Annotated in this window: 10 protein-coding genes, 1 pseudogene and 1 riboswitch; of the genes and pseudogenes, 6 read left to right on the forward strand and 5 right to left on the reverse strand. The window is 73.8% G+C overall.

What is annotated here, in order from left to right:
• Positions 1-4: 4 nt before the first annotated feature.
• The 4 genes and pseudogenes from ACSHWO_RS32795 to aceA form a co-directional block, all read right to left on the reverse strand.
• Positions 5-557 (reverse strand): annotated as a pseudogene (locus ACSHWO_RS32795) (5-methyltetrahydropteroyltriglutamate--homocysteine S-methyltransferase); the annotation flags it as partial.
• Positions 558-559: 2 nt separating this feature from the next.
• A riboswitch (cobalamin riboswitch) is annotated at positions 560-682 on the reverse strand.
• Between the two features lie 222 nt (positions 683-904).
• Positions 905-1,777, reverse strand: a complete 873-nt coding sequence (locus ACSHWO_RS32800) for a 3-hydroxybutyryl-CoA dehydrogenase (RefSeq protein ID WP_438317913.1) — start codon at positions 1,775-1,777, stop codon at positions 905-907.
• Complete coding sequence (gene aceB / locus ACSHWO_RS32805) at positions 1,774-3,363, reverse strand: malate synthase A (protein ID WP_438317916.1); 1,590 nt, start codon at positions 3,361-3,363, stop codon at positions 1,774-1,776. The genes ACSHWO_RS32800 and aceB overlap by 4 nt, the downstream gene beginning before the upstream one ends.
• Before the next feature lie 38 nt (positions 3,364-3,401).
• Entirely contained in the window at positions 3,402-4,691 is a 1,290-nt protein-coding gene (gene aceA, locus ACSHWO_RS32810) for an isocitrate lyase (RefSeq protein WP_438317919.1), read from the reverse strand.
• A gap of 377 nt (positions 4,692-5,068) precedes the next feature.
• Here aceA and ACSHWO_RS32815 point away from each other — a divergent pair, with 377 nt between their 5' ends.
• The 5 genes from ACSHWO_RS32815 to ACSHWO_RS32835 all read left to right on the forward strand — a co-directional run bounded on the left by ACSHWO_RS32815 (position 5,069) and on the right by ACSHWO_RS32835 (position 10,714).
• Positions 5,069-6,475: a short-chain fatty acyl-CoA regulator family protein gene (locus ACSHWO_RS32815; protein WP_438317922.1), complete on the forward strand. Its 1,407-nt coding sequence runs from the start codon at positions 5,069-5,071 to the stop codon at positions 6,473-6,475.
• A 72-nt stretch (positions 6,476-6,547) separates the two neighbouring features.
• Positions 6,548-6,709, forward strand: coding sequence for a hypothetical protein (locus tag ACSHWO_RS32820; protein WP_438317925.1), 162 nt, complete (start codon positions 6,548-6,550; stop codon positions 6,707-6,709).
• A 508-nt stretch (positions 6,710-7,217) separates the two neighbouring features.
• Positions 7,218-8,492: a serine hydrolase domain-containing protein gene (locus ACSHWO_RS32825; protein ID WP_438317928.1), complete on the forward strand. Its 1,275-nt coding sequence runs from the start codon at positions 7,218-7,220 to the stop codon at positions 8,490-8,492.
• A gap of 214 nt (positions 8,493-8,706) precedes the next feature.
• Positions 8,707-9,696 (forward strand): MBL fold metallo-hydrolase, encoded by a 990-nt coding sequence (locus tag ACSHWO_RS32830; RefSeq protein WP_438317931.1) that lies wholly within the window; start codon positions 8,707-8,709, stop codon positions 9,694-9,696.
• Complete coding sequence (locus ACSHWO_RS32835) at positions 9,689-10,714, forward strand: RNA ligase family protein (protein ID WP_438317934.1); 1,026 nt, start codon at positions 9,689-9,691, stop codon at positions 10,712-10,714. The genes ACSHWO_RS32830 and ACSHWO_RS32835 overlap by 8 nt, the downstream gene beginning before the upstream one ends.
• Positions 10,715-10,722: 8 nt before the next feature.
• Here the strand turns inward: ACSHWO_RS32835 and ACSHWO_RS32840 are convergent, their stop codons facing one another.
• Positions 10,723-11,151 (reverse strand): MarR family winged helix-turn-helix transcriptional regulator, encoded by a 429-nt coding sequence (locus ACSHWO_RS32840; RefSeq protein WP_361087358.1) that lies wholly within the window; start codon positions 11,149-11,151, stop codon positions 10,723-10,725.
• Between the two features lie 134 nt (positions 11,152-11,285).
• Here ACSHWO_RS32840 and ACSHWO_RS32845 point away from each other — a divergent pair, with 134 nt between their 5' ends.
• Complete coding sequence (locus ACSHWO_RS32845) at positions 11,286-12,170, forward strand: MBL fold metallo-hydrolase (RefSeq protein ID WP_438317937.1); 885 nt, start codon at positions 11,286-11,288, stop codon at positions 12,168-12,170.
• Positions 12,171-12,221 lie beyond the last annotated feature (51 nt).

Raw genomic sequence — 12,221 nt, forward strand, 5'->3', positions numbered from 1 at the left:
GCCGTCAGGACGCGCCCAGCTCCGCGCGGACGGTGCGCGCGGCCGCGACCAGGTGCTCCAGCGAGGCGCGGGTCTCGGGCCAGCCGCGGGTCTTCAGACCGCAGTCCGGGTTGACCCACAGCCGCTCCGCCGGAATGGCTTCGAGTCCCCCGCGCAGCAGGGCGGTCGCCTCGTCCGTGCTCGCACGCGGGGTTGTGGACGTCCCACACCCCGGGGCCGGCCTCGCGGGGGTGGCCGTGGGCCGCGAGTTCCCGCGCGACCTGCATGTGCGAGCGGGCCGCCTCCAGGCTGATGACGTCCGCGTCGAGGTCGTCGATGGCCCGGACGACGTCGCCGAACTCCGCGTAGCCCATGTGGGTGTGGACCTGGGTGTCCGGGCGGACCCCGCCCGTGGTGAGCCGGAACGCCCCGGTCGCCCACTCCAGGTACGCGGCGCGGTTGGCCGCCCGCAGCGGCAGGGTCTCGCGCAGCGCGGGCTCGTCGACCTGGATGACGGAGGTCCCGGCCGCCGCCAGGTCGTTCACCTCGTCGCGCAGCGCCAGGGCGACCTGCCGGCCGGGGCGATCCACCCGGCGGACACCTACTGGCCGTCGCTTCCCAGGCCCCTGCGGACCCAGTGCGTGTGACGGCGGTCGTTCCCGCTCACCGCTGCGGGGCAGTCCCGGATTCCCACCGGGTTCCCTCTTGCGACGCATCCCGCCTGGCGGACGGGGCGAACCAGCTGCCCGGCCAGCCTACGGGGTCCCACGCCGGTCCCGGAGGCCTTGTCCCTGATCCGGACGGGGAGACGGGACGCACCGCGGCCCCGGGCGGGCAGCGCGACGGGGGTGCGGCGGACACCACTCCGCTGCACCCCCGCACCCGCGCGGCCGGGCCCCTCAGCCCGGCGGCACCACCGGGCCCCTCATCGGTCCCGGTCGTACGTGTGGAACCCGCGGCCGGACTTGCGGCCCAGCCGTCCTGCCTGCACCATCCGCTGGAGCAGCGGCGGCGGGGCGTAGAGGGGTTCCTTGAACTCGTCGTAGAGGGCTTCCGCAATGGCGGCGACGGTGTCGAGCCCGATCAGGTCGGCCAGTCTGAGCGGTCCCATGGGGTGGGCGCAGCCCAGCTCCATGCCGGCGTCGACGTCGGCGGCGGTGGCGAAGCCGGATTCGGCCATGCGAACGGCCGAAAGCAGGTAGGGGACCAGGAGGGCGTTGACGACGAAACCGGCCCGGTCCTGCGACCGGACCACCGTCTTGTCCAGCGTCTCGCGGGCGAACGCCTCCACCGTCTCCACGGTCTCCCGGGCCGTGTGCAGCGAGGGGACGACCTCCACCAGCGGCAGGACGGGGACGGGGTTGAAGAAGTGCAGCCCGACGACCCGGTCGGCGCGGCCGGTGGCCATGGCCAGGCGCATGACGGGCAGGGAGGAGGTGTTGGTGGCGAGGATCGCCTCCGGATCGGCGACGATCTTGTCGAGGGCGGCGAAGGTCGCGGTCTTGACCGCCGCGTCCTCGGTGACGGCCTCGATGACGAGCTGCCGGTCGGCGAGGTCGTCGAGGGTGCCGGAGAAGACGAGCCGGGTGAGGGCGTGCTCGGCGGAGATCCGGTCGGTCTTGCCCCGCTGGACGGCGCGTTCGAGTGAGACGGCCACGCGTTCGCGGGCCGCCCGGGCCGCGGCGTCGCCGGCTTCGCAGACGACGGTGTCCAGGCCGGCCCGAGCGCAGACCTCGGCGATTCCGGCGCCCATCTGCCCACCGCCGACCACCCCGACCCTGCTGACGGCGGCGCTCACGACCGCACGTCCGTCCGGACCAGGTGGCGGGTGTAGGCGTCGGCGGTGAAGAAGGCCGGCAGGTCCCGTCCGAGTGCGGTGCGCTCCAGCACCGCCCGGGCCTGGGGGACCAGGGCGCCGGGCCGTTCCGCGGCGAGTGCCGCGCACTCCGCGTCGAGGACGGCGAGTACGGCGTCGCGGTCGACGGAGCGGTGGCGCAGCCACTGCCAGAGCTGGGTCCGGGCGACCTCCGCGGTCGAGGCGTCCTCCAGCCGGCCGTGGAGGGCCACCACCCCCTGTCCGCGCAGCCAGGCCTCGACGCAGCGCAGGGCGACGGCGACGTCGGCGCGGACGCCCTCCCGCGTGGGAGGGCCGCTGGAGCGGCGGACCGCGAGGAGGTCGGCGGCGGTGACGGCGACGTCCTCGCGGGTGCGGTCGAGCTGGTGGGGGCGGTCGCCCAGCACCCCGTCGAAGACCTCGCGGCAGACCGGGACCAGGCCCGGGTGGGCGACCCGGGAGCCGTCGAAGCCGTCCTCGGCCTCCCGTTTCTCGTCCAGGCGCACCCTGGCCAGGGCGGCCTGCTCGGCCGTCGGGTCCTCGCCCGGCAGGTGGGCGGCCGTGGCGCCGATGGCGTGGGCGCCGCGCCGGTGGCAGGTGCGCACCAGCAGCTCGGTGTAGGCCCGCATGAAGGGGGCGGTCATGGTGATCGCGGCGCGGTCCGGCAGCTGGAAGTCCGTGCGGTGGCCGAAGGTCCTGATGACGCTGAACAGGTAGTTCCAGCAGCTGGCGGTCAGGCCCGCGCTGTGCTCGCGCAGTTCGTGGAGGATCTCCTCCATCTCGAACGCGGCGGTGACCGTCTCGACGGTGACGGTGGCGCGGACCGTGCCGCGGGGGATGCCGAGGAGGTCCTGGGCGAGCCGGAACACGTCGTTCCAGAGTCTGGCCTCGTAGCGGTTCTCCAGCTGGGGGAGGGAGAAGTACGGTCCGGAGCCGGCGTCGACCTGCCGTCGGGCGCAGTGGAAGAAGTACAGCCCGAAGTCGACCAGCGAGGCGGACGGGGCACGTCCCTCGACCCTCAGGTGCTCCTCGGCGAGGTGCCAGCCGCGGGGCCGCACCATGAGGGTCGCGGGCCGCGCGACGAGGCGGTGCCCCCTGCCCCCGGGCGTGGGCGGGTCGACGCGCCGCCGGCAGGCGTCGAGCAGACTCAGCTGGCCGCCGATGACGTTGTCCCAGGTGGGGGCGGTGGCGTCGGCGAAGTCCGCCGTCCATACGTGGGCGCCGGAGTGGAGCGCCTGGACGGCCGTCCGCCGGTCCGGCGGGCCGGTGATCTCGACCCGGCGGTCTTCCAGGCCCGGGGCCGGCGGGGCGACCCGCCAGTGCGGGTCCGCGCGGACCGCGGACGTGGCGACGGGGAAGTCGAGGGGCGTGCCCGTGACCAGGCGGCCCGTCAGGCGGCGGCGTTCCTTGAGGACGTCCTCGCGGCGGTGTGCGAAGGCCGCGTCGAGGGCGCCGACGAAGTCGAGCGCCTCCGGGGTGAGGACCTCGTCGTGGCGGTCGCCCGGCGCCGCGAGGACCCGGACCCGGTGCGTGATGGCGGTGGTGGACATGCGGTCTCCTGAAGGGGGCGGAGCGGGGGGCGGGTGGCCTAGTGGAACTGCTCCTCCTCCGTGGAGCCGGCGAGCGCGGTGGTGGAGGACCCCGGGTTGACGGCGGTGGAGACCAGGTCGAAGTAGCCGGTGCCGACCTCCCGCTGGTGCCGGACGGCGGTGAAGCCGTGCTGCTGGGCGGCGAACTCCCGTTCCTGGAGGTCGACGTAGGCGGTCATGCCGTGCTCGGCGTAGCCACGGGCGAGGTCGAACATGCCGTGGTTGAGGGAGTGGAAGCCGGCCAGGGTGATGAACTGGAACTTGTAGCCCATGGCGCCGAGTTCGCGCTGGAACTTGGCGATCTCGTCGTCGTCCAGGGCGGCCTTCCAGTTGAAGGAGGGCGAGCAGTTGTAGGCGAGCATCTGGTCCGGGAACTCGGCGTGGACCGCCTCGGCGAACTCGCGGGCCTGCGCCAGGTCCGGGGTGCCGGTCTCGACCCAGAGCAGGTCGGCGTACGGGGCGTAGGCCAGGCCGCGGGCGATGACCGGGGCCATGCCGCCGCGCACCCGGTGGAAGCCCTCCGCCGTGCGCTCCCCGGTCGTGAACCGCGCGTCGCGCTCGTCGACGTCGCTCGTGAGGAGGGTGGCGGCGAGGGCGTCGGTGCGGGCGATGACCAGGGTCGGGACGTCGGCGATGTCGGCGGCGAGCCGGGCCGCGTTGAGGGTGCGGACGTGCTGGGAGGTGGGCACGAGGACCTTGCCGCCGAGGTGGCCGCACTTCTTCTCGGAGGCGAGCTGGTCCTCGTAGTGGATGCCGGCCGCGCCCGCCGCGATCATCGCCTTCGTCAACTCGAAGGCGTTGAGCGGGCCGCCGAAGCCGGCCTCGGCGTCGGCGACGATCGGGGCCAGCCAGTCGGTGGTGTCGCCCGCGCCCTCGGCGGTGGTGATCTGGTCGGCGCGCAGCAGCGCGTTGTTGATCCGGCGCACCACCTGCGGCACGGAGTTGACCGGGTAGAGGCTCTGGTCGGGGTAGGTGTGGCCGGCCTGGTTCGCGTCGGCCGCGACCTGCCACCCCGAGAGGTAGATCGCCTGGAGGCCGGCCCTGACCTGCTGGACGGCCTGGCCGCCGGTCAGCGCGCCGAGGGCGTGGACGTAGTCCAGCTCGTGGAGTTGCCGCCACAGCCGCTCGGCGCCGCGCCGGGCCAGGGTGTGCTCCTCGCGGACGCTGCCCGACAGGCGGACGACCTCCTCGGCCGTGTAGGTGCGCTCGATGCCCGCCCAGCGCGGGTCGGTCGCCCACCGCTCCTCCAACTGCTTCGCCGCCGCCGTGGTCGTGTTCGCCTCTGCCATGACCGCCACCGTCTCCCTGGGTCGCTTGATCTGCCAACGTTCCGCCGACGAACGACGGAGTGTCGGCACTGTGTGCCGCTAATGGGGTGCGGCCGCCGGTCCCACCTGAGGCGGAACGGAGCAACCGTGCCGGGCCAACCGACGAGAACTGTCAGGATCTCCGACGTCAGAGCATTGATCGTGCCCGGACCGTCCTCCTCGGCCGCCGGGGTCCGGCGGGCCGCAGAACAGACTCTGGCAGCGGCACGCAGTGCCATCAACGGGGGACGTCTGCCAAGTTCTGCGAATCTTCCACGGCCCTTCTGCCAAGCTTGCAAACGTTGGTGACGCGAAGGACGCGCGTACGCTGGGACCGACCGAGGGGCGGGGGAGTGCGGGTGGCCAAGACGTACGCGGGTGCGCGGCTGCGGCGGCTGCGCGAGGAGCGCCGGATGAGCCAGGCCGAGTTGGCCCGGGTGCTCGGCATCTCGCCCAGCTACCTCAACCAGATGGAGCACGACTCCCGTCCCCTGACCGTGCCGGTCCTGCTGAGGCTGACCGAGGCCTTCGGGGTCGACCCGGGCTTCTTCTCCGAGCGGGACACCAGCCGGCTCGTCGCCGACCTGCGCGAGGCGCTCGCGGGCGAGGTCGCCGAGGCCCGGGTCTCCCCTTCCGACCTCGCCGAACTCGCCACCCGCATGCCGGCCGTCGCCGCGGTCCTGCTGGACCTGGGCCGGCGCAACCAGCTCCTCGCCGAACGGCTCGCCGGGACGGCCGACGGCAGGGACGCGGGACCGCCCGCCGGGCCGCGCTCGCCGCACGAGGAGATCCGCGAGTTCTTCTACCGCCGGCGGAACTACCTCCACGACACCGACCTCGCCGCCGAGGACCTCGCCCGCGAGATCGGGATCCGCCCCGGGGACGTCGTGCGCGTGCTCTCGGCACGGCTCGCCGACCGTCACGGGGTCCGCCTGGCGGGCGGCTCGGAGCGGCTGCACCACTTCGACGAGCGGGCGCGCGTCCTGCACCTGTCCGACCGGCTCCGCCCCGGCCAGCAGGCGTTCCGCATGGCCACCCAGCTCGCCCTGCTGGAGTACGGGGACGAGTTGGGCCGGCTGGCCGCCGAGGACCTCCCGCCCGGCACCCCGGCGCACGGCCTCGGCCGGATCGGCATCGCGAACTACTTCGCGGCCGCCCTGATCCTCCCGTACCAGGCCTTCCACACCGCCGCGGAGGAGTTCCGCTACGACATCGAACGGCTCGGCGACCACTTCGGCCTCGGCTACGAGACCGTCTGCCACCGCCTCAGCACACTGCAACGCCCCAGGCTGCGCGGGGTTCCGTTCTCCTTCGTCCGGGTGGACCGGGCGGGGAACATGTCCAAGAGACAGTCCGCGACCGGCTTCCACTTCTCCCGGGCGGGCGGCACCTGCCCGCTGTGGAACGTGTACGAGGCGTTCGCCGCCCCCGGACGCATCCACGTCCAGGTCGCCTCCATGCCGGACGGGCAGCGCCACCTGTGGACCGCCCGGTCCGTCACCCGCCACCGCGGCGGCTGGGGCGAACCCGGCAAGACCTTCGCCATCGGCCTCGGATGCGAGATCCGCCACGCCTCCCGGCTCGTCTACTCCGACGGCCTCGACCTTGACAACGCCGCCGCCGCGATCCCCATCGGCATGGGCTGCCGGCTCTGCGAGCGCCTCGACTGCCCCCAGCGCGCCGTTCCACCGCTCGGCCGCACCCTGGCGGTCGACGAGAACAGCAGCACCTTCGTGCCCTACCCCGTCGCCCCCGAACCCGGCTGAACGGCGGGACCCCGCCGCGACCCGGGCGCTCCCGAGCACTCACCCGTCCCAGCGGGCGGCAGGATCCACCCCATGACCAACTCTGCTGCCGTCAGGTCGAACTGGGACGCCGCCACCGACGGATTCGACGAAGAGCCGGATCACGGGCTGCGCCAGGAGGCGACCCGCGAGGCATGGGCACTGCGTCCGGTCGCCGACGAACGCTACGCGCTGATCGCACGGGTCGAGGGGTGAGGGGATCCGGGCCGAAGCCCCGCCTGCCCGCTGCACTCGGGGTTGAGCCGGCCCTTCCGTGCAGCAGCGGTGGTGTCCCCGTGCCAGGGTGATCGTTTCCGGGGTGGGAGCGGTGCCCGCTGCTTCTCCGGTGCCGCTCGTCCGGCCGGAGCGCGCAGCCGGGGCACTGGGCCGGGCCGGCGAACGACGGTCGAGGTTGCTCCGTCGTCGGCCACGGCGGTCCCCCCGGTCACCTCGCCAGCAAACTCAGCTCGTCGGACGAGGGGTTGACGGTTCGCGCACGGCCGGCGGTTCCTGACGCCCGGCACGGCCGAGGAGTTCGGCAGCCGTGTCCCTCCTTCCGTTCCGGCGGAGCGGCCGGAGCGCTCGCTCGGACGGCGGCCGCCTCGGCTGGGGCCGCAGCGACCGCACCGGCTGCCGTACCCATTGTCGATCTTGAGTAGGCTCAGCGTCCGGGGGTCCGCCGATCTGCGAACGGACCTCCGTTGCGAACCAGTTGAGGAGAACCGTGCGCCTGACCATCGACCGACGCCTCACCCTCGGTGCCACCGTGCTCGCGATCGCGATGACGGTACCCACGGCGTCCGCCGCCGTGGCCGCCCCGCCCATCCCCGCCCGCCCCGCGACGACGCCCGCCCCCGCCCCGGTGGCCCCCGACCTGGAGGGGATCACGCGAGCACTGCGCAACACTCTCACGGCCGGAGCGCCCGGCGCCATGGCCCGCTACTCCGGACCCGACGGGGTCCGCAACGTCACCGAGGGGGTGCAGGACCGGACCACGGGCGCCGCCATGGACCCCGCCTCCCGCTTCCGCGTCGGCAGCGTCACCAAGACCTTCTCCTCCGTCGTGCTGCTCCAGCTCGTCGCGGAGGGCAAGATCCGCCTGGACGACCCGGTCAACACCTACCTGCCGGGTCTGCTGCCCGACGACCGGATCACGGTGCGTCATCTCCTCAGCCACCGCAGCGGGTTGTCGGACTACACGAACGCCATGTTCGCCCAGACCGTCCCCGGCTTCGAGTCCGTCCGCAACCGGGTCTTCACCTATCAGGAGCTCGTCGCCCTCTCGCTGCGCGAGCCCCGGACGGCCGAGCCGGGTGCTTCGTACCAGTACTCGAACACCAACTTCGTCGTGGTCGGCATGCTCATCGAGAAGGCCACCGGACAGCCGGTCGCCAAGGCCTACGAGCAGCGCATCATCAAGCCCCTGAAGCTCAAGAACACCTCGTACGTCCACCCCTCCACGGCCATCAAGGGTCCCCACGCCCACGGCTACCTGCACCCGGACGAAGAGGGCGCACCGCTCGTCGACTCGACCGAGCAGACCGTCTCGTGGGCCCAGTCCGCCGGCGCGATGATCTCGACCGAGGCCGACCTGTCCACCTTCATGTCCGCCCTGCTCGGCGGCCGACTGCTGCGCGCGGACATGCTGGACGCCATGCTCGCCGCGTCGCCGACCGACGCCACGAACACCCGTTTCTACGGCCTGGGCCTGCGCCGCTACGACCTCAGCTGCGGCACCTCGGTCTACGGGCACACCGGCACCGTGCAGGGCTTCTACACCTACGCGTTCACCACCCGCGACGGAAAGCGCAGCCTCAGCGCAATGGCGAACACGTCCAACCGCGGGGCCGCCAACACGGCCCTCGGCGGGACCCTCGAAGCGGCCTTCTGCGGAAAGAAGCCCGCGCCCGCGGGCCCGGCTGCGCCGTCGGCCCCGTTCGCCCAGCGCGGCTTCTCCGCCACCCTGCAGGCCGAAGCCGACCTCCCCGAGAACCGCTGACCGGCACCCGCTCGGACCCGGGCAGTCCGCACGGCGCGCTGCCCGGACGGCGCACCGCTCCCCCGCAGGGGTGGGGGAGCGGGGGGCCCGGGACCGTCCCGCCGCCGCCCCGTCGGGCGGCGCCCCGCGCGGAAAAGGACGGGCCGCCGCGGGTCGCCGCCCGTTACGATCGGGCCCTCACCCGACTGATCACGGCGGCGCGACGGAGGCACCGATGACGCAGGCCCCCGCACGGCCGACCGGCCCCGCCCCCGCACCCGCCCACCCCGACCGGCTGGAGCAGGGGCACCCGTTCCGCCAGTGGAAGACCTGGCGCATGCCCGGCACCGGGCTCACGCTCACCGGATACTCCCGCGCCAACGACAAGACGTTCTTCCACATCCCCGAACTCCGCTGTGCGCTCGACGCCGGACTCGCCGAGGGCCACCGGCCGGAGACCGTCTTCCTCACCCACACCCACCACGACCACGCCAAGGACCTCGACCACCTCGCCGCCCGGCCGGGAGGAGTCGACATCCACCTGCCGGCGGCCGCGCTGCCCTACGCGGAGGCCTTCCTGAGGGCCTCAGCCGAGCTGAACCACGGAACCGCCTACGACCCGGCCCTCGCCGCACGCTGCCGGCTGCACGGGGTCCGCGGCGGCGACACGTTCACCTTCGGACGGCGCGGGCACCACGTGCGGGTGGTGGAGTGCGTGCACAAGGTGCCCTGCGTGGGCTACGCGTTCTCCGAGCGCCGCAAGGCGCTGCTACCCGAGTACGAGGAGCTGCGCCGCTCCCTCGCCGCGCAGGGCCGGGGCGCGGAGTTCGGCCGTACGCTGGCCCGGCTCCGCGCGGAGGGCGTCGAGGTCGAACGGGAGGTGCTCAGGCCGCTGTTCGCGTTCCTCGGCGACACCCACGTCAGCGTCTTCGCGGACAACCCGTGGCTCTTCGAGTACCCGGTCGTCATCACCGAGTGCACCTACCTCGACGACGCCGAGCTCGAACGGGCCGACCGGGTCGGACACACCGTATGGAGCCGGCTCGAACCCGTCGTCGAGGGCCACCCGGACACCCTCTTCGTCCTCACCCACTTCAGCCTGCGCCACTCGGACCAGGACGTCCTCGCCTTCTTCCGCGAGGAGCGGCCCGACAACGTCCTGCCGTGGGCGCACCCCGACAGCCGCCTGCCCGAACAGCACCAGCCCGGGGTCCCGCATGCCTGACGACGTCCCCTGGTCCCCGTACCCGAAGATCCCCTCCCGCGCCCGGCTGGGCGAGGCGCGGGCGGCCGGACCCTGGGTCGCGCTGGAGAAGGTCCACGGCGCGAACTTCGCGGTCGTCTGCGACCCCGCCGGAGTACGCCCCGCCAAGCGCCGCGAACTGCTCGGCGACAGCGGGCTCGACGACTTCTTCGGCGTCGGTCGGATCTGGCCCGCCCTGGCCGTCGCCGCGGAGCGCTGCGCCACCGCGCTGCGCCGCCACCACGGCGCGGACGACTCGGCCCCGGTCACCGTCTACGGGGAACTGGCGGGCGGCCGCTACCCGCACCCGGACGTGGCTCCCGCCCCGGCCACCGAGCCGGTCCAGACCGGCGTCTGGTACGCCCCGCACCTGATCTGGCTGCCCTTCGACGCCACCGTCGGCACCGGCGACGGCACACGCTGGGCCGCCGACCGGGTCCTGCGCCGGGCCGCGGACGCCGCGGGCCTGCACTGCGCCCCGCTCGTCGCACACGGGACCCTCGCCCGGGTCCGGACCCGCACGCCGGTGTTCGCGACCCGCGTGCCGGCCCTGCTCGGCCTGCCGGAACTGCCCGACAACCTCGCCGAGGGCCTCGTCCTCAAGCCCGCCGGGGAGTGGCCGGCCGCGGACGGCCAGCAGGTCGCCCCCCGCCCGGTGGCCAAGTCCAAGCACCCCGCCTTCGCCGAGGACGACCGCTTCGACGGTTCCCGCCCGTACCTGGCGCCCGCCGAAGGCGCCGCCGGCGTGCCCGCCTGGCTCCTCGGCCAGGCCACCGCGCTGCTCACCCCGGCCCGGGCGGCGGCCGCCGTCAGCAAGCTGGGTCCCCGCACCCGGCCCGAGGAGATCGCCGCCGAGACGGCCCGCGACGTGGTGGAAGAGCTGGCCGAGGCCCTGGGCGGCCTCGACGCCCACCTGGCCCCCGCCCTGCAGCAGGCCCTGCTCCCCGGCGCCCTGTCCCTCGCCCACTTCGACGCCGCGGACCGCCGCACCCGCGCCTGACGCGGCACTCACGGGCCGGTGACGGCCTGTTCCAGGAGGGAGTGGAGGACGCGCTGTTCCTGCTGGCTGAGGCCGGACAGCGGGGAGTCGACGGCGAGGAGGTCGAGGAGGCGTTCGCGCAGTGCGGTGCCCGCGGGGGTGAGGACGAGGTGCTTCGCGCGGCGGTCGGTGGGGTGCGGCCGGCGCTCGACCAGGTCCTGCTTCTCCAGCTTGTCGACGACGAAGGTGGTGTTGGAGGGCTCGCAGCTCATGCGCTCGGCGAGTTCCCGCATGGTCATCGGCCCGCTCATCTCCCGCAGCGCGGTCGCCTGGGACGCGGTGAGCCCCAGGGCGGCAGCGCGCTCCCGTACGTGTTCGGCGATCCGCTGGGCCAGTCCGTTCACCAGGCCGCACAGCTGTCGCTCCGCGATGACCTGCGGATCCGGGGGCGTCGTCATGCCACCAGCCTACCAAGTCCATCAAGCGAAAACATTTCTAGCTTGAATGATTCCAGCTTGATGCTTATGGTGGGCGTCGCCGCCGCGGCCACGCACCCCGCGGCGCCCTCACGAAAGCTCACGAAGGAGTGGACATGGCCGACTTGACGGTGATTCAGGACGGGCGACTGAGCCGGCCGGCGGGAATCCGCTCGATACGGCTGGGCGACACGAAGGTGTCGTACGTCCCCGACGGCGACGTGCGGCTCCGGCCGCTGGAGCTCCTCCGGGACACCACCGACGAGGTCTGGGCCGCGCACCCGGAGTACCTGGACGCCACCGGCCACCTCGTCGGAAGCGTGGGCGGCCTGCTCGTCGAGCACGGCGACCGCGCGCTGCTGATCGACGCGGGCTTCGGCCCGCAGCGCCACGCAGCCCCCGACGGCCCCCTCGCCGCGATCCACGGAGGCGCCCTCCCGCAGGGCCTCGCCGAACTCGGCCGCCGCCCCGAGGACATCGAAGCGGTGGCCTTCACCCACCTGCACGCCGACCACCTCGGCTGGGCCTGCCACCCGGCCCCCGGCGGCGACCGGCCCCTGCTCGCCCACGCCGCCTACCTCATCTCCGAACAGGAGTGGGCCGGGCGCGACCTCCTCGAAGCCCAGGGCATGGCCGAGCAGGTCGCGTCCCTCGCACCGCGCGTGCGGACGGTCACGGACGGGCAGGAGGTCTTCCCCGGCGTGCACGTGAGGATCACCCCCGGCCACACCGTCGGCCACGCCGAGTACGTCATCACCGGCGGCGGACGGCGCCTGATCGCCTTCGGCGACGCCGTGCACTCGCCGATCCAGATCGACCACCCCGCATGGTCCTCGGGCTTCGACCACGACGGCGCCCGGACCGCCGACCACCGCCGGCGCCTGGTCGCAGAACTGGCAGAGCCCGACACGATCGGCTTCGGCGTGCACTTCGCCGACGTCGTGTTCGGACGCGTACGGCAGGACGGGCAGGGCCCGGCCTGGCAGCCCGTGGACGCCTGACCCGGCCCCGGACCACCGGTCCGGGACCGCCCCGCGGGGGAAGGCCGGGGC

Source organism: Streptomyces pallidus (ex Mingjun et al. 2026) (genome assembly GCF_051550185.1).
GTDB lineage: Bacteria > Actinomycetota > Actinomycetes > Streptomycetales > Streptomycetaceae > Streptomyces.

Bases quoted from the DNA above. Each gene is read 5' to 3' on its own strand.
- aceB (WP_438317916.1), bottom strand. From the start codon at position 3,363: ATGTCCACCACCGCCATCACGCACCGGGTCCGGGTCCTCGCGGCGCCG.
- aceA (WP_438317919.1), bottom strand. From the start codon at position 4,691: ATGGCAGAGGCGAACACGACCACGGCGGCGGCGAAGCAGTTGGAGGAG.
- ACSHWO_RS32820 (WP_438317925.1), top strand. From the start codon at position 6,548: ATGACCAACTCTGCTGCCGTCAGGTCGAACTGGGACGCCGCCACCGAC.
- ACSHWO_RS32830 (WP_438317931.1), top strand. From the start codon at position 8,707: ATGACGCAGGCCCCCGCACGGCCGACCGGCCCCGCCCCCGCACCCGCC.
- ACSHWO_RS32835 (WP_438317934.1), top strand. From the start codon at position 9,689: ATGCCTGACGACGTCCCCTGGTCCCCGTACCCGAAGATCCCCTCCCGC.
- ACSHWO_RS32840 (WP_361087358.1), bottom strand. From the start codon at position 11,151: ATGACGACGCCCCCGGATCCGCAGGTCATCGCGGAGCGACAGCTGTGC.
- ACSHWO_RS32845 (WP_438317937.1), top strand. From the start codon at position 11,286: ATGGCCGACTTGACGGTGATTCAGGACGGGCGACTGAGCCGGCCGGCG.